Source organism: Streptomyces sp. NBC_00631 (assembly GCF_045206895.1).
GTDB lineage: Bacteria > Actinomycetota > Actinomycetes > Streptomycetales > Streptomycetaceae > Streptomyces.
This window is the reverse complement of the sequence record NZ_CP107734.1, coordinates 8,426,414-8,441,548: the sequence shown is the minus strand read 5'-3', so window position 1 is coordinate 8,441,548 and position 15,135 is coordinate 8,426,414. Positions and strand designations below refer to the sequence as shown.

Annotated in this window: 15 protein-coding genes; 13 read left to right on the top strand and 2 right to left on the bottom strand. The window is 71.1% G+C overall.

What is annotated here, in order from left to right:
* The first annotated feature begins 63 nt into the window (after positions 1–63).
* The gene (locus OHB00_RS38610; protein WP_406441970.1) at positions 64–462 is read left to right on the top strand and encodes a VOC family protein; all 399 of its coding nucleotides are present in this window, start codon (positions 64–66) and stop codon (positions 460–462) included.
* Here OHB00_RS38610 and OHB00_RS38605 read toward each other — a convergent pair.
* A complete protein-coding gene (locus OHB00_RS38605) occupies positions 448–1,122 on the bottom strand; it encodes a helix-turn-helix domain-containing protein (RefSeq protein WP_406441968.1) in 675 nt (224 codons plus the stop codon). The genes OHB00_RS38610 and OHB00_RS38605 overlap by 15 nt on opposite strands.
* Positions 1,123–1,271: 149 nt before the next feature.
* Positions 1,272–2,414, bottom strand: a complete 1,143-nt coding sequence (locus tag OHB00_RS38600) for a YihY/virulence factor BrkB family protein (protein WP_406441966.1) — start codon at positions 2,412–2,414, stop codon at positions 1,272–1,274.
* 127 nt (positions 2,415–2,541) lie between these two features.
* Here OHB00_RS38600 and OHB00_RS38595 point away from each other — a divergent pair, with 127 nt between their 5' ends.
* From OHB00_RS38595 to OHB00_RS38540, 12 genes are all read left to right on the top strand, one after another.
* On the top strand, positions 2,542–4,176 hold the full coding sequence (locus OHB00_RS38595) for an acyl-CoA dehydrogenase family protein (protein ID WP_406441964.1): 1,635 nt from the start codon (positions 2,542–2,544) through the stop codon (positions 4,174–4,176).
* A gap of 435 nt (positions 4,177–4,611) precedes the next feature.
* On the top strand, positions 4,612–5,889 hold the full coding sequence (locus OHB00_RS38590) for a GAF domain-containing protein (protein ID WP_406441962.1): 1,278 nt from the start codon (positions 4,612–4,614) through the stop codon (positions 5,887–5,889).
* 184 nt (positions 5,890–6,073) lie between these two features.
* Positions 6,074–7,408, top strand: a complete 1,335-nt coding sequence (locus OHB00_RS38585; protein WP_406441961.1) for a hypothetical protein — start codon at positions 6,074–6,076, stop codon at positions 7,406–7,408.
* A 42-nt stretch (positions 7,409–7,450) separates the two neighbouring features.
* Positions 7,451–8,029 (top strand): GNAT family N-acetyltransferase, encoded by a 579-nt coding sequence (locus OHB00_RS38580; RefSeq protein ID WP_406441959.1) that lies wholly within the window; start codon positions 7,451–7,453, stop codon positions 8,027–8,029.
* A 104-nt stretch (positions 8,030–8,133) separates the two neighbouring features.
* The gene (locus tag OHB00_RS38575; RefSeq protein ID WP_406446164.1) at positions 8,134–8,217 is read left to right on the top strand and encodes a putative leader peptide; all 84 of its coding nucleotides are present in this window, start codon (positions 8,134–8,136) and stop codon (positions 8,215–8,217) included.
* Between the two features lie 126 nt (positions 8,218–8,343).
* Entirely contained in the window at positions 8,344–10,041 is a 1,698-nt protein-coding gene (locus OHB00_RS38570; RefSeq protein WP_406441958.1) for a nitrite/sulfite reductase, read from the top strand.
* A complete protein-coding gene (locus OHB00_RS38565) occupies positions 10,038–10,217 on the top strand; it encodes a hypothetical protein (RefSeq protein WP_406441956.1) in 180 nt (59 codons plus the stop codon). The genes OHB00_RS38570 and OHB00_RS38565 overlap by 4 nt, the downstream gene beginning before the upstream one ends.
* On the top strand, positions 10,214–10,924 hold the full coding sequence (locus OHB00_RS38560) for a phosphoadenylyl-sulfate reductase (protein ID WP_406441955.1): 711 nt from the start codon (positions 10,214–10,216) through the stop codon (positions 10,922–10,924). Before OHB00_RS38565 ends, OHB00_RS38560 begins: the two co-directional genes overlap by 4 nt.
* Entirely contained in the window at positions 10,921–11,496 is a 576-nt protein-coding gene (gene cysC, locus OHB00_RS38555; RefSeq protein WP_406441953.1) for an adenylyl-sulfate kinase, read from the top strand. The genes OHB00_RS38560 and cysC overlap by 4 nt, the downstream gene beginning before the upstream one ends.
* On the top strand, positions 11,493–12,431 hold the full coding sequence (gene cysD / locus OHB00_RS38550) for a sulfate adenylyltransferase subunit CysD (protein WP_406441951.1): 939 nt from the start codon (positions 11,493–11,495) through the stop codon (positions 12,429–12,431). The genes cysC and cysD overlap by 4 nt, the downstream gene beginning before the upstream one ends.
* Before the next feature lie 2 nt (positions 12,432–12,433).
* Positions 12,434–13,771 carry a sulfate adenylyltransferase subunit 1 gene (locus OHB00_RS38545; protein ID WP_406441949.1) on the top strand — a complete coding sequence of 446 codons (1,338 nt, stop codon included), beginning with the start codon at positions 12,434–12,436 and terminating at the stop codon, positions 13,769–13,771.
* Positions 13,772–14,002: 231 nt separating this feature from the next.
* Positions 14,003–15,112, top strand: coding sequence for an aliphatic sulfonate ABC transporter substrate-binding protein (locus tag OHB00_RS38540; RefSeq protein WP_406441947.1), 1,110 nt, complete (start codon positions 14,003–14,005; stop codon positions 15,110–15,112).
* The last annotated feature ends 23 nt before the right edge of the window (positions 15,113–15,135 follow it).

The following is a 15,135-nucleotide window of genomic DNA, read 5'->3' as shown; positions in this document are numbered from 1 at the left end:
TAGCCCTGGCAGGGTGTCCGATTCCTTCAAGACCGGCGACCGGCCGCCGCCTACGGTGACGGTATGACTCCACGATTCGCCGTGCTCGGTCTCGTCACCTCCGACCTGACCGCCTCCCTCGCCTTCTACCGCCGTCTCGGCCTGGAATTCCCGCCGGGCGCCGAGGAACAGCCCCACGTCGAGGCCGAGTTGCCCGGCGGGCTCACCCTCGCCCTGGACACCGAGGAGACGATCCGCTCCTTCCACCCGACCTGGCGCCCGCCGGCCGACGGCGGCCGGGTGTCACTCGCCTTCCGCTGCGACTCACCCGCGGAGGTCGACGCGCTCTACGACGACCTGGTCGCCGCCGGCCACCACGGCGAGCTCAAGCCGTGGGACGCGTTCTGGGGCCAGCGCTACGCCACGGTGCACGACCCCGACGGCAACGGCGTCGACCTGTTCGCCCCGCTACCCGCCGAGTAGCCCGGTCAGCGGCAGACCGGCCAGCTCCCGTACCTCCCGGGAGAGATGAGGCTGATCCGCGTACCCGGCCCGGACGGCCGTCTCCGCGAGCGGAACCCCGGCCCGGGCGAGCGCGAGCGCCCGCCGCATCCGCAGCACCCGGGCGAGCGTCTTGGGCCCGTAGCCGAAGGCGGCACGACAGCGCCGGTGCAACTGGCGGGCACCGAGACCCAGTTCGTCGGCGGCGGCCGCCACGGGCCGCCCGGCGTCCAGGGCTTCGACAAGCCGCCGCAGCGAGGGGTCGGGGGGCAGAGCCCGTTCCAGGGCGATCTCCTCCAGCGCCGCGGCGGGATCGACAGCCCCTCCGACGCGGTCCCGTAGCCGCCGCACGTCGGCGGCCGGCCACAGGTCACCCAGTTCGACCCGCTGATCAAGCAGCGCGTACGCCGGCACGCCGAGCAGGGCGGGCGCGGTACCCGGGTAGAAGCGCAGGCCCACCCACACACCCGGGACGCCCTCAGTGACGTACGCACGCGTGTCAGGCCCGGCGACCAGCAGCCGCCCTTCGTGCCAGAGCAGGTCCATGCACCCGTCGGGCAGCACCCGCCCGGTGCCGCCCGCGTCGGGCTTGTTCACCCAGACAACGGCTCCGGTGAGCCGAGATACCCGCTCCGTGTACACAGAGCCAGACTAGACAGGCCGCGTCCGATCGCCCCGAAGGGGCGCGGGGCTTTATCAATGTGCGGCTCCGCCGCGTGGGCGCGACCAGCCACGACGAACCCGCACCCTGCCCCCCTCGCGAACCCCCGCATCGAACCCGGCGTCGGCCCTCAAGCCTCCGGCTTATGGGGCGGATGGCTGCTCTTCACATGCGCGCGCAGCCTCGCCGTGACGTCCTCCGGCGGCAGGAAGCGGGACCAGCGCTCCGGGAACTCCGACGGCATGTCGGGGTCGTCGGGGTCCCCGGGATCGGCCTCCCGGGCCGCGGCCGCGCGGGCCACGTACTCGGCGACCTGGGCCTCCCGCAGCCGCTCGTTGGCGGCACGCGCCGCGGCCGTCGCGGCGGCCGGCCAGACCCGGTCGATCGCGGCGTTCACGGCGGCGCCGACCAGCACGGCGAAGGCCGACACGCCGATCCACAGGAGCACGGCGACGGACGCGGCGAGGGAGCCGTAGATCGTCGCGCCCTCGATGGTGCTGGTCAGGTAGATGCGGAGCAGGAAGCTGCCGAGGACCCACATGGCCAGGGCGACCAGAGCGCCGGGCACGTCCTCGATCCACGGCGAGCGCACCGGCACGGAGACGTGGTACAGCGTGGTCAGGAAGACGATGGACAGGACGATCACGACCGGCCAGTACAGGACCTGGACGAGCGTCTCCGACCAGGGCACGACCCCGACCACCGCGTCCGGCCCGGCCACCATGAGGGGCAGCGCGACCGAGCCGATCAGCAGCGCGGCGATGAAGAGCAGGAAGGAGACGATCCGGGTCTTCACGATGCCCCGGACGCCGTCCAGGCCGTACATCACGGTGATCGTGTCGATGAAGACGTTCACCGCGCGGGAGCCCGACCACAGGGCGAACAGGAAGCCGATGGAGATGACGTCGGGGCGGCCGCCCTTCATCACGTCGTGCAGGATCGGCTCGGCGATCTCCTTGACGCCCTTGTCGGACAGGACGGTGCGGGAGGCCTCCAGGAGGTTGGCCTCCAGGCTGGCGATGGTGTGGGCGCCGGTCCAGTCGTCGACGTAGCCGAGCAGTCCGATGAGCGAGAGCAGCAGCGGTGGTACGGACAGCAGGGTGAAGAAGGCGGCCTCGGCGGCGAGGCCGAGGATGCGGTACTCCATGCAGGAATTGACGGTGTCCTTGAGCAGCAGCCAGGCCGTCCTGCGCTTGGAGACGTTCCGGTAGAGGGCTCTGGCCCGGTGGAGCCGGCCGGAGGGCCGCTCGGGGGTATCGCTTGCTGGCTGCACGCCCTAACGGTATCCGTCACCCGGGGCCGTCCTCACCTCACGGGGCTCCGCCCGGGGCGGACGCGCTGAGCGGGGCCGTTGTGTCAGGCTGGAGGCCACCACCACCGCCCCGGGTAGGTTCGCAGACATGGCAGGCAACAGCACGCACACCGTGACCAACCAGCCGCCCCCACTGGTCGGGTACGACCTGTTCGGAGCCGACCGGGCCCTGGTCGAGGCCGTCGAGCGGCACACCGGCCCGGAGCTGCTCGACGAGGTGCGCGCCGAGCTGTCGGGGATCGGCTCCTCGGCCGGCTCGGCACAGGTCCAGGAGTGGGGGGCGCAGGCGAACGAGCACCCACCGAGACTGCGCACCCACGACCGTTACGGCCACCGGATCGACGAGGTCGAGTTCCATCCCGCCTGGCACCGGCTGCTCGGCAAGGGCGTCGGCGCGGGCCTGACCACCGGCTGGGTACGGCCGTCCGGGCACGTCCGGCGCGCCGCCGCGTTCCTGGTCTGGACCCAGGTCGAGGCCGGCAACTGCTGTCCGCTGTCGATGACCAACGCGGCGGTGCCCGTGCTGCGCGCCGATCCGGAGCTGGCCGCCGCGTGGGAGCCACTGCTGACCTCGGTGATCTACGACCGTGAGCCGCGGCCCGCCGCCCGGAAGGCCGGCGCCCTGTTCGGCATGGGCATGACGGAGAAGCAGGGCGGCAGCGACGTCCGGGCGAACGCGACCACCGCCGCGGCGCTCGCCGAGGCCGGCACGTACGCCCTCACCGGCCACAAGTGGTTCTGCTCGGCGCCGATGTCGGACGGCTTCCTGGTGCTGGCCCAGGCGCCCGCCGGGCTCACCTGTTTCCTCGTCCCCCGGGTGCTGGAGGACGGCACCCGCAACGTCTTCCTCCTCCAGCGGCTCAAGGACAAGCTCGGCAACCGGTCGAACGCGTCCGCCGAGGTCGAGTTCGACGGGACCTGGGCGCGGCGCGTGGGCGAGGAGGGGCGCGGGGTGCGGACCATCATCGAGATGGTCGCCGCCACCCGGCTCGACTGTGTGCTGGGCTCGGCGGGGCTGATGCGGCAGGCGGTGGCGCAGGCCGTGCACCACGCCACGCACCGCGAGGCGTTCGGCGGGCGGCTGTCCGACAAGCCGCTGATGCGCAACGTGCTGGCCGACCTCGCGATCGAGTCGGAGGCCGCGACCACCCTGGCACTGCGCCTGGCCGCCGCCTACGACGACGGCGGCGAGTCCGAACGTGCCTTGCTGCGGCTGGCGTTGCCGGCCGCCAAGTACTGGGTGACCAAGCGCTGCGCGCCGCTCGTCGTGGAGGCCGCCGAGTGCCTGGGCGGCAACGGCTACGTGGAGGAGTCGGGCCTGCCCCGACTGGTCCGCGAGTCCCCGCTCAACTCGGTCTGGGAGGGCGCCGGCAACATCCAGGCCCTGGACGTGCTCCGCGCGCTGCAACGCGAACCGGGCGCACTGGACGCCTACCTCCAGGAGATCGGCCGCGCCCACGGCGCCGACCACCGCCTGGACCGCGCGGTCAAGGACCTCTTCTCCGAACTGGCCGACCTGGAGGGCATGGAGTCCCGGGCCAGGCGGCTGGTGGAACGGCTGGCGACAGTCCTCCAGGGCTCGTTGCTTGTCCGCTTCGCACCACCGGAGGTGGCGGACGCCTTCTGCGCATCGAGGCTCGGCAACGACTGGGGCTCGACCTTCGGCACGCTGCCGAGCGGCTTGGATCTCACGGCGGTTGTGGACCGGGCCCGAGCCTGCTGAGAACGCTCACTGCAACTCCCAAGGGGCGCGGGGCTGTATTGAATATGCGGCTACCGCCGCGCGGGCGCGAGCAACCCGACACAACCGCCGGCCGCCAACGCACCTGGCAGCGCACCCCCTGCTGCGAACGGCTCCCACCGGGCGGCAGGGGTGGTGCTGCGCCGACACGGCACCACCCCCACCTCTTCGGCCCATGTACAGGCCACTGACGCCATGGCGTCGGCTCAAGTTTCGGCCACCCCCGGCCCGTTCACCAGGGTTGCAAGGGGTTGCAACATATCGGTGACTGTGTGCGGACTGTGTGCCTCCGGCACCGGAAAACGGCAGTATGAGACGCGCAGTCGGACCGGAAACCGCCGCCCGGTCGGCTTGACAGCGACTCATCGATGCCTTTTTCGAGGCGTATCCGGGAGGACCTCAGTGGGGAACCCGCCGATGGACGTGGCGCGACTCGCCGCGAAGGACGCGGCGCAGGCGGCGCGGGTACTGAACGAGGTGCGCGAGGCCAGACTCGCCGGACAGCGTGGGCGGCTCGCGCCCCGTCCGGTGATCGAACAGTCCTGGGGGCGGATGCTGCGCAGCGGCGTCGATCCCGACCACGACTTCCGTTCGGGGCTGCTGTCCGCCGACGAAGTGCGGCGCAGGCGTGAGGAGTCACCGCTCAGAGACGTGCTGCCGGTGCTGCGCGAGGGGCTGCTTTCGGTCGCGGACGTCGCCCAGCACATCATGGTGGTGGCCGATGCCGACGGCCGGGTGCTGTGGCGGGAGGGATCCTCCCCGGTGCTGCGCAAGGCGGACGGGCTCGGCTTCGAACTGGGCGCCGACTGGCGCGAAGACGTCGTCGGGACCAACGGGATCGGCACCCCGGCGGTGGTACGCAGACCCGTGCAGGTGTTCGCCGCCGAGCACTTCGTCCGCTCGCACGTCTCCTGGACGTGTTCCGGCGCCCCGATCACCGACCCCCGGGACGGCAGCCTGCTCGGTGTGGTGGATGTCAGCGGGCCGCTGGAGACGATGCATCCGGCCACCCTGGCCTGGGTGAACTCGGTGGCGAAGCTCGCCGAGGCCCGGCTGCGGGAGCTGCATCTGGACGCGCTGGAGCGGCTGCGGGCGGTCGCGGCTCCGGTGCTGGCCCGGCTCGGCGGCCGGGCGCTGGTGGTGGACGCCGACGGCTGGACCGCGGCGGTCACCGGCATGCCCTATCCACGGCGGCTCGCGTTGCCCAAGTCGCTGTCGCCGGGTCGCCGGTGGCTGCCCGCCCTCGGGCTGTGCGCGGTGGAGCCGCTGGCCGGAGGCTGGCTGCTGCGGACGGCGGAGGAGCCGGCGCCGGTGGGCGGGGGCCGGCTCGTGCTCGACCTGGGCCGCCCGCGCCGCCCTTTGGTGACGGTCGGCGGCGGCGCCGGTTCGTGGTCCCGTGAACTCAGTCCCCGGCATGCCGAGTTGCTGTATCTGCTGGCCGTGCGGCGCGCCGGGCGCAGTGCGGCCGGGCTGGCCGAGGACATCTTCGGGGACGCCTCACGGACCGTGACCGTACGCGCCGAGATGTCCAGGATCCGGCGGTATCTCGGGACACTTCTCGAACACCGGCCGTACCGCTTCCGTGAGGACGCCGAGATCGAGGTGCTGCTCCCCGACGACCCCGGCGACCTGCTGCCGTACTCGACCGCCCCGGCCGTGACGGCGGGCCGGATGCCGGGTCCCCGGCCCAGCTGAACGCCCCCGCCTCCGAACGTATTCGACGCATCCGGGGCATCCCAGGAGGTATCTTCCGCATATTTGCGGAGTCTTCGAGGTACGGCGCCTTCGGCTGCCGTAGCATCCGAGTACGGGCCTCCCCACCTGCTCCTTGGTCAACGCTCGGACCATCAGGCGCAGTTGGCCCGCCCTGGGAGGACACATGAAGCATCGCGGCAGACACCGGCGGCGCAGACGGGGTGCGGCCCTGCGCGCTGCCCTGGCCGGGACCGCGCTGGCGCTCACGGCGACGGCCACGATCGTCAGCGCCTCGCAGGCCACGGTCGCCGAGGACCCCGGCGCGCTGAAGCCCCTGACCTCCGCGTCCGACTTCGCCCCGCTGCAACTCCAGGAACACCTCGTGCCGCGCCGCTCGCTGGACCGGCTCGCCTCGGCGATGGGCGGCACGGTCGGGGTCGCCGACGTCCTGGCCGAGGCCGACCACACCCTGCGTGAGGCGGCCGACTGCGGCTCCGGCGACCGGGACTCGCTGCCGGTCACCCCGGCCGCCGCCGAGGCGTACTGCTGGGACCCCACCGACACCCTCACCGACGACTGGCAGCCGGCCTCGGTGACCACCTCCTCGGAGGCGGACGACGACGGCCTGTGGGGCGCCAACCGCGTCGTCCTGGCCGGCTGGACGCACAGCACCAGCAGCGGCCCCGCCGCCTCCCGGGGCCTGGCCCGGGTCGCCGTGATCAACGCGAACACCCCCGCCCACCCCTCCTACTCCTGGGTCCTGCTGACCGTGCCCAGCGCCGACGGCAGCACCTACCGGGGCCTGACCTCGCAGATCTCCGGCATGGCCTGGTACGAGGACAAGCTCCTGGTCACCACCGTCCAGGGCAGTGCCGAAGCGCTCTACGTCTACGACCTGAACCGCATCCAGCGGACCTCGGTGCCGGCCGAGGCGATAGGCCGGGTGCCCGGCGGCTGGTCGGCCGACGGCTTCCGGTACGTGATGCCGGCCGTGGGCTCGTACCGCTTCACCGCCGGGGCCTGCTCCCGGACCGGCGCGCCCTGTCCGAGCGCGCTCTCGGTGGACCGGGGGACGGCCCCGGACAGCCTGGTCCTCGGCGAGTGGACGCCTGCCGGCAGCGATCAGCACGCCCGGCTGTGGCGGTACGCGTTCGACGACGACCCCAAGCGTGGCGGACTGCTCGCCACGGACACCTTCGGCCGGGCCGACGCGGTCGAGGCGTACCGGACCGGGGCCTCGGAGATCCGGGGTGTCCTGTCGTACCGGCCACCGGGCGCGACGGACTCCGAGTGGTACGTCGGGCACCTCCCCGGCGCCATGGACGGGCACGGCAGCCTGTGGCGCCAGGACGCCAAGGGCGCGCGGGCGGCCGACTGCGGCTCGGACGCCTCGCACCGCTGCTGGGCCGAGGGCACCGGCTCGCTGTCCTACGCGCCGGACACGGGCGAGGTGTGGTCGGTCACGGACCACATGCTGTTCTCGGTCCCGCTGCGCTCGATCGACGCGTCGCTCGGATAGCGGCTGTCGACATGCCCGGGGCCGGGATGATTGCCTGGCCCCATGAGCAGCATCGTCGTGACCACCTGGTCCCTGGAGCAGACCTCCCCGGCCGACCTCCTGCCCGCCGCCGCCCCGGACGGCGACACGGGCGGGGTCGTCCGCGCCGAGGTGCCCTCCCCCGAGTTCAGCCGCTTCCTCTACGCCTCGGTCGGCGGTGACATCCGCTGGACCGACCGGCTGGGCTGGAGCCACGCCCGCTGGCAGCAGTACCTGGCGCGGCCGGGCGTGGAGACCTGGGTCGCGTACGACCGGGGCACCCCGGCGGGCTATGTCGAGCTCGACCCGCAGGACGACGGGGCCGTGGAGATCGCCTACTTCGGTCTGCTCCCGGCCTTCCGTGGTCGCCGCATCGGCGGTCACCTGCTCTCGTACGGCGCCGCGCGCGCCTGGGACCTGGCGGAGCGGTGGTCAGTGCGGCCGCCGACGAAGCGGGTGTGGCTGCACACGTGCAGTCTGGACGGCGAGCACGCGATGGCGAACTACCAGCGGCGGGGTTTCCGGCTGTTCGACACCAAGGTCACGGAGGAACCGGACGTCTCGGCACCCGGACCGTGGCCCGGGGCGCACACCACCGCGTGAAACGGGGCGTGACCCACAACACTCTGTCTCATTATTCAGAATAGATTAGTCCGAATCGCGGACGATGGTGGACTGGCCGGAGATCCGCGTGACACGCTTCCGTCATGTCTGGAACTGGAATTGCCTTGGTGAGTCGGCTCCACGTCGACCTCGGCCGCATGTCCAGCGCCATCTGTCCGGCGGGCTGAGAGCACAGCACCGCCGCGCCTCCCTGTCCAGACCTCCCCTTGCGCAGTGCCGCGCAGACATGCCCCCGTGCGCCCGCAGGCGCAGGTCAGAGCCGCTTCCCCGCTGTCTGAAGGACGTATATCGCCATGGCCGCCACCCCACAGAACCCTGCCGCCTCCGCGCCCCGCCGCAAGGTGAGCCGTCACCGCGGCGAGGGGCAGTGGGCTATGGGTCACTACACCCCGCTCAACGGCAACGAACAGTTCAAGAAGGACGACGACGGTCTCAATGTGCGGACACGCATTGAGACGATCTACTCCAAGCGCGGCTTCGACTCGATCGACCCCAACGACCTGCGCGGACGGATGCGCTGGTGGGGTCTGTACACCCAGCGCAAGCCCGGCATCGACGGCGGCAAGACGGCCGTCCTGGAGCCGGAGGAGCTGGACGACAAGTACTTCATGCTGCGGGTGCGGATCGACGGCGGCCGGCTCACCACGCAGCAGCTGCGGGTGATCGGTGAGATCTCGCAGGAGTTCGCGCGGGGCAGCGCGGACATCACCGACCGGCAGAACATCCAGCTGCACTGGATCCGGATCGAGGACGTGCCCGAGATCTGGAACCGTCTTGAGGCGGTCGGGCTCTCCACCACCGAGGCGTGCGGTGACTGCCCGCGTGTCGTGATCGGCTCGCCGGTCGCCGGCATCGCCGAGGACGAGATCATCGACGGCACCTGGGCGATCGACGAGATCCACGAGCGGTACATCGGCAGCAAGGAGTTCTCCAACCTGCCGCGCAAGTTCAAGACGGCGATCTCCGGCTCCCCGCTCCTGGACGTGGTGCACGAGATCAACGACGTGGCGTTCGTCGGCGTCGAGCACCCCGAGCACGGTCCCGGCTTCGACCTGTGGGTGGGCGGCGGCCTGTCCACCAACCCGAAGATCGGCGTCCGGCTCGGCGCCTGGGTGCCGTTGAACGAGGTCCCGGAGGTCTGGGCCGGCGTGGTCGGCATCTTCCGTGACTACGGCTACCGGCGGCTGCGCACCCGCGCCCGTCTGAAGTTCCTGGTCGCCGACTGGGGCCCGGAGAAGTTCCGCCAGGTGCTGGAGGACGAGTACCTCAAGCGTCCGCTCGTCGACGGCCCCGCCCCCGGCGAGCCGGTCCAGCGCTGGCGCGACCACGTCGGTGTGCACCGGCAGCAGGACGGCAACTTCTACGTCGGGTTCGCCCCGCGCGTCGGCCGCGTGGACGGAGCCACCCTGGCGAAGATCGCGGACCTCGCCGAGGCGCACGGCTCGGGCCGGGTGCGGACCACCGTCGAACAGAAGATGATCATCCTCGATGTCGTGGAGGCGCAGGTCGAGTCGCTGGTCGAGGCCCTGCAGGCGCTGGACCTGACCGCCAAGCCGTCCACGTTCCGGCGCGGCACCATGGCCTGCACCGGCATCGAGTACTGCAAGCTCGCCATCGTCGAGACCAAGCAGCGCGGCAGCTCGCTCATCGACGAGCTGGAGCGCCGGCTGCCCGAGTTCGACGAGCCGCTCACCATCAACCTCAACGGCTGCCCGAACGCCTGCGCCCGTATCCAGGTCGCGGACATCGGCCTCAAGGGCCAGCTGGTCCTGAACGACGAGGGCGAGCAGGTCGAGGGCTACCAGGTGCACCTGGGCGGCGCGCTCGGCCTGGAGGCCGGGTTCGGCCGCAAGGTGCGTGGTCTCAAGGTGACCGCGGACGAGCTGCCGGACTACGTCGAGCGGGTGCTCAGGCGCTTCCAGGCGGAGCGCGCGGACGGCGAGCGGTTCGCCGCCTGGGCCGCCCGCGCCGACGAGGAGGCCCTGTCATGAGCGAGCGGGCCGCCCCCTTCTACTGCCCCTACTGCGGGGACGAGGACCTGCGTCCCAGCGACGAGAGTCACGGCGCCTGGGAATGCGCGGCCTGCAACCGCGCATTCCAGCTGAAGTTCCTCGGGCTGCTCGCCCGGGGGCTGAAGCACTCCGAAGCTGGAGGGGAACAGATATGACCACCGCTCAGGAAGAGCGAACCACCGAGGAGTTGAAGGCGCTGGCCGAGCAGGCCGGCCGCGATCTCGAAGACGCCTCCGCCCTGGAGATCCTCCAGTGGGCGGTGGACACCTTCGGCAAGGGCTTCTGCGTGACCTCCTCCATGGAGGACGCGGTGGTGGCCCATCTGGCGTCCCGCGTCCAGAAGGGCGTCGACGTCGTCTTCCTCGACACCGGCTACCACTTCCCGGAGACCATCGGCACCCGGGACGCGGTCGAGGCCGTGATGGACGTCAACGTCATCACCCTCACCCCGCGCCAGACGGTCGCCGAGCAGGACGCGGAGTACGGCCCCCGGCTGCACGACCGCGACCCCGACCTGTGCTGCAGGCTCCGCAAGGTGCTGCCCCTGGAGCGGGGCCTGAAGAACTACACCGCCTGGGCGACCGGGCTGCGCCGCGACGAGTCCGAGACCCGGGCCGACACCCCGGTCGTCGGCTGGGACGAGAAGCGGCAGAAGGTCAAGATCTCCCCGATCGCCCGCTGGACCCAGGACGACGTGGACGCCTACGTCGCCGAACACGGGGTACTGACCAACCCCCTGCTGATGGACGGCTACGCCTCCGTCGGCTGCGCCCCCTGCACCCGCCGGGTGCTGGAGGGCGAGGACGCGCGCGCCGGCCGCTGGGCCGGGCGGGCCAAGACCGAGTGCGGACTGCACGGATGACGACCATCGGGCTTTCGACGAACCAGGAGAACAACGTGACGACCGGAGCCACCGTCTGGCTCACGGGTCTGCCGAGTGCCGGCAAGACCACCATCGCGCACGAGCTGGCCGGCCGGCTGCGCGAGGAGGGCCACCTCGTCGAGGTGCTCGACGGCGACGAGATCCGCGAGTTCATCTCCGCGGGCCTCGGCTTCAGCCGCGAGGACCGGCACACCAACGTGCAGCGCATCGGCTTCGTCGCCGAGCTGCTGGCCCGCAACGGCGTCAAGGCGCTCGTCCCGGTGATCGCCCCCTACGCCGACAGCCGTGACGCGGTGCGCAAGCGCCACGCGGAGAACGGCACCGCGTATGTGGAGGTGCACGTGGCGACGCCGGTCGAGGTGTGCTCCGTACGCGATGTGAAGGGTCTGTACGCCAAGCAGGCCGCGGGTGAGCTGTCCGGGCTGACCGGCGTCGACGACCCCTACGAGGAGCCCGATACGCCCGATCTGCGGATCGAGTCGCAGCACCAGAGCGTGCAGGAGTCCGCGGCGTCCGTGTACGCCCTGCTGAGCGGGAAGGGACTGGCATGACGACGACTGTGGCGGCTCACGGCGAGGGCACCGGCACCCCGTACGCCCTGTCGCATCTGGACGCGCTGGAGTCCGAGGCGGTCCACATCTTCCGCGAGGTGGCGGGCGAGTTCGAACGGCCGGTGATCCTCTTCTCCGGCGGCAAGGACTCCATCGTCATGCTGCACCTCGCCCTGAAGGCCTTCGCCCCCGCCGCGATCCCCTTCTCCCTGCTGCACGTGGACACCGGACACAACTTCCCCGAGGTCCTCGAATACCGGGACCGCACGGTCGAGCGGCACGGACTGCGCCTCCACGTGGCCTCCGTACAGGACTACATCGACCGCGGTGTGCTCCGCGAGCGGCCCGACGGCGTCCGCAACCCGCTCCAGACGCTGCCGCTCACGGAGAAGATCCAGAGCGAGAAGTTCGACGCCGTCTTCGGCGGCGGCCGCCGCGACGAGGAGAAGGCCCGCGCCAAGGAACGCGTGTTCTCCCTGCGCGACGAGTTCTCCCAGTGGGACCCCCGCCGCCAGCGCCCCGAGCTGTGGAACCTCTACAACGGCCGGCACGCCCCCGGCGAACACGTCCGCGTCTTCCCCCTCTCCAACTGGACCGAGCTCGACGTCTGGCAGTACATCGCCCGCGAGGGCATCGATCTGCCGCAGATCTACTTCGCCCACGAGCGCGAGGTCTTCCAGCGCGGCGGGATGTGGCTGACCGCCGGCGAGTGGGGCGGCCCGAAGGGCGCCGAGACCGTCGAGAAGCGGCAGGTGCGCTACCGGACCGTCGGTGACATGTCCTGCACCGGCGCGGTGGACTCCGGCGCCGACAGCATCGAGAAGGTGATCACCGAGATCGCCGCCTCCCGGCTCACCGAGCGCGGCGCCACCCGGGCCGACGACAAGCTCTCCGAGGCCGCGATGGAAGACCGCAAGCGCGAGGGGTACTTCTAGCCATGAGCACCAGCACCACGGAACTCGGCCTCGCCGAGACGACCCTGCTGCGGTTCGCGACCGCCGGCTCCGTCGACGACGGCAAGTCCACCCTGGTCGGACGGCTGCTGCACGACTCCAAGTCGGTCCTCACCGACCAGCTGGAAGCCGTCGAACGCGCCTCGGCCAGCCGCGGTCAGGACACCCCCGACCTCGCTCTGCTCACCGACGGCCTGCGCGCCGAGCGGGAACAGGGCATCACCATCGACGTGGCCTACCGCTACTTCGCCACCCCGAAGCGCCGGTTCATCCTCGCCGACACCCCCGGCCACGTGCAGTACACCCGCAACATGGTCACCGGCGCCTCCACCGCCGAGCTGACCGTGATCCTGGTCGACGCCCGCAACGGCGTCGTCGAGCAGACCCGCCGCCATGCCGCGATCGCGGCCCTGCTCCGGGTCCCGCACGTCGTCCTCGCGGTCAACAAGATGGACCTGGTCGACTACCAGGAGCCGATCTTCGCGGGGATCGCCGAGGAGTTCACGGCGTACGCGACCGAGCTGGGCGTTCCCGAGGTCACCGCGATCCCGATCTCGGCGCTCGTCGGCGACAACGTCGTGGAGCCGTCCGCGAGCATGGACTGGTACGGCGGCCCGACCGTCCTGGAGCACCTGGAGACCGTCCCGGTCAGCCACGACCTGGCGCACTGCCACGCCCGGCTGCCCGTGCAGTACGTGATCCGCCCGCAGACCGCCGAGCACCCGGACTACCGGGGCTACGCCGGCCAGATCGCGGCCGGCACGTTCCACGTCGGCGAGGCGGTCACGGTCCTGCCGTCCGGCCGTACCACGACGATCTCCGGCATCGACCTCCTTGGTGAGCCGGTCGACGCGGCGTGGACCACCCAGTCGGTGACCATCCTGCTCACGGACGACATCGACGTCTCGCGCGGCGACCTGCTCGTCCCGACCAAGGACGCCCCGGCGACCACCCAGGACGTCGAGGCGACCGTCTGCCACGTGGCCGACCAGCCGCTGACCGTCGGGCACCGGGTGCTGCTCAAGCACGGCACCCGCACGGTCAAGGCGGTCGTCAAGGACATCCCGTCCCGTCTCACGCTCGACGACCTGTCCCTGCACCCGCACCCGGGACAGCTCGTCGCCAACGACATCGGCCGGGTGAAGATCCGTACCGCCGAGCCGCTGCCGGTCGACTCCTACGCGGACTCGCGGCGCACCGGCTCGTTCATCCTGATCGACCCCGCCGACGGCACCACGCTCACCGCGGGCATGGTCGGCGAGTCGTTCGCCTCCCCCGAGCCGGTCAAGGACGAGCCCGAAGACGACGGCTGGGACTTCTGACATGACGATGACCGACGTCTACTCGACGTTCGCGAAGGAGGGCGGCCGCGTCGGCAGCGGTGCTCTCGGGAGCGGGCAGGGCGGGGTGGCGCGATGTGCGCGATGACGTACGCGCACTGCCTGCGCGCCCTGGCCCCCCACCCGACGTCCCGGATGCGACGAAGACCTGCCGACCTCCCGGCCACGACCTGAAAGACCGTGACCGCCGGGCCAACGAGAGGAAAGCCTCCCGTGCCTGCCAACCGCTCAGCCCTCCTTCGCCGCGGCATAGCCGCGCTCGCCGCGCTCCCCCTGCTCACGCTCGCCGCCTGCGGGTACGGGTCGGACTCCGACAAGAGCGACACCACCAAGGTCGCCGCCGGAGCCAAGAAGATCGACGGCCTCGACACCGTCAAGATCGGCTACTTCGGCAACCTGACCCACGCGACGGCGCTGGTCGGCAACCAGAAGGGCTTCTTCCAGAAGGAGCTCGGCGCCACCAAGGCCAAGTACGCGATCTTCAACGCCGGGCCCTCCGAGATCGAGGCGCTCAACTCGGGCTCCATCGACATCGGCTGGATCGGCCCCTCCCCGGCGATCAACGGCTACACCAAGTCCAACGGCACCGACCTGAAGATCATCGGCGGTTCTGCGTCCGGCGGCGTGAAGCTGGTCGTCAACCCGAAGAAGATCAAGACGCCGGCGGACGTCAAGGGCAAGAAGATCGCGACCCCGCAGCTGGGCAACACGCAGGACGTGGCGTTCCTCAACTGGATCGCCGACCAGGGCTGGAAGGTCGACGCGCAGAGCGGCAAGGGTGACGTCACGGTCGTCCGCACCGACAACAAGATCACCCCGGACGCCTACAAGGCGGGCTCCATCGACGGCGCCTGGGTGCCGGAGCCGACCGCGTCCAAGCTGGTCGCCGAGGGTGCGAAGGTGCTGCTCGACGAGTCGTCGCTGTGGCCCGACAAGAAGTTCGTGATCACGAACATCGTCGTGTCGCAGAAGTTCCTCAAGGAGCACCCGAAGGTCGTCGAGGCCGTCCTCAAGGGCTCGGTCGAGACCAACAAGTGGATCAACGCCAATCCGGACGCGGCGAAGGCCTCGGCCAACAAGCAACTGGCGATCGACTCCGGCAAGGCGCTGCCCGACGACGTCCTGAACTCGGCCTGGCCGTCCATCAAGTTCACCGACGACCCGCTGGCCGCCACCCTCAACACCGAGGCCCAGCACGCCGTCAAGGCGGGTCTGCTCACCGACCCGCTGCTGAAGAACATCTACGACCTGACGATCCTCAACAAGGTGCTGAAGTCCGACGGCCAGAGCCCGGTCGACGCCGCCGGTCTCGGCAGCAGCTGACGCCGATCCCGACGAGATCCCAG

Bases quoted from the DNA above. Each gene is read 5' to 3' on its own strand.
- OHB00_RS38610 (WP_406441970.1), top strand. From the start codon at position 64: ATGACTCCACGATTCGCCGTGCTCGGTCTCGTCACCTCCGACCTGACC.
- OHB00_RS38595 (WP_406441964.1), top strand. From the start codon at position 2,542: ATGGCAGGCAACAGCACGCACACCGTGACCAACCAGCCGCCCCCACTG.
- OHB00_RS38590 (WP_406441962.1), top strand. From the start codon at position 4,612: ATGGACGTGGCGCGACTCGCCGCGAAGGACGCGGCGCAGGCGGCGCGG.
- OHB00_RS38585 (WP_406441961.1), top strand. From the start codon at position 6,074: ATGAAGCATCGCGGCAGACACCGGCGGCGCAGACGGGGTGCGGCCCTG.
- OHB00_RS38580 (WP_406441959.1), top strand. From the start codon at position 7,451: ATGAGCAGCATCGTCGTGACCACCTGGTCCCTGGAGCAGACCTCCCCG.
- OHB00_RS38575 (WP_406446164.1), top strand. From the start codon at position 8,134: ATGTCTGGAACTGGAATTGCCTTGGTGAGTCGGCTCCACGTCGACCTC.
- OHB00_RS38570 (WP_406441958.1), top strand. From the start codon at position 8,344: ATGGCCGCCACCCCACAGAACCCTGCCGCCTCCGCGCCCCGCCGCAAG.
- OHB00_RS38565 (WP_406441956.1), top strand. From the start codon at position 10,038: ATGAGCGAGCGGGCCGCCCCCTTCTACTGCCCCTACTGCGGGGACGAG.
- OHB00_RS38560 (WP_406441955.1), top strand. From the start codon at position 10,214: ATGACCACCGCTCAGGAAGAGCGAACCACCGAGGAGTTGAAGGCGCTG.
- cysC (WP_406441953.1), top strand. From the start codon at position 10,921: ATGACGACCATCGGGCTTTCGACGAACCAGGAGAACAACGTGACGACC.
- cysD (WP_406441951.1), top strand. From the start codon at position 11,493: ATGACGACGACTGTGGCGGCTCACGGCGAGGGCACCGGCACCCCGTAC.
- OHB00_RS38545 (WP_406441949.1), top strand. From the start codon at position 12,434: ATGAGCACCAGCACCACGGAACTCGGCCTCGCCGAGACGACCCTGCTG.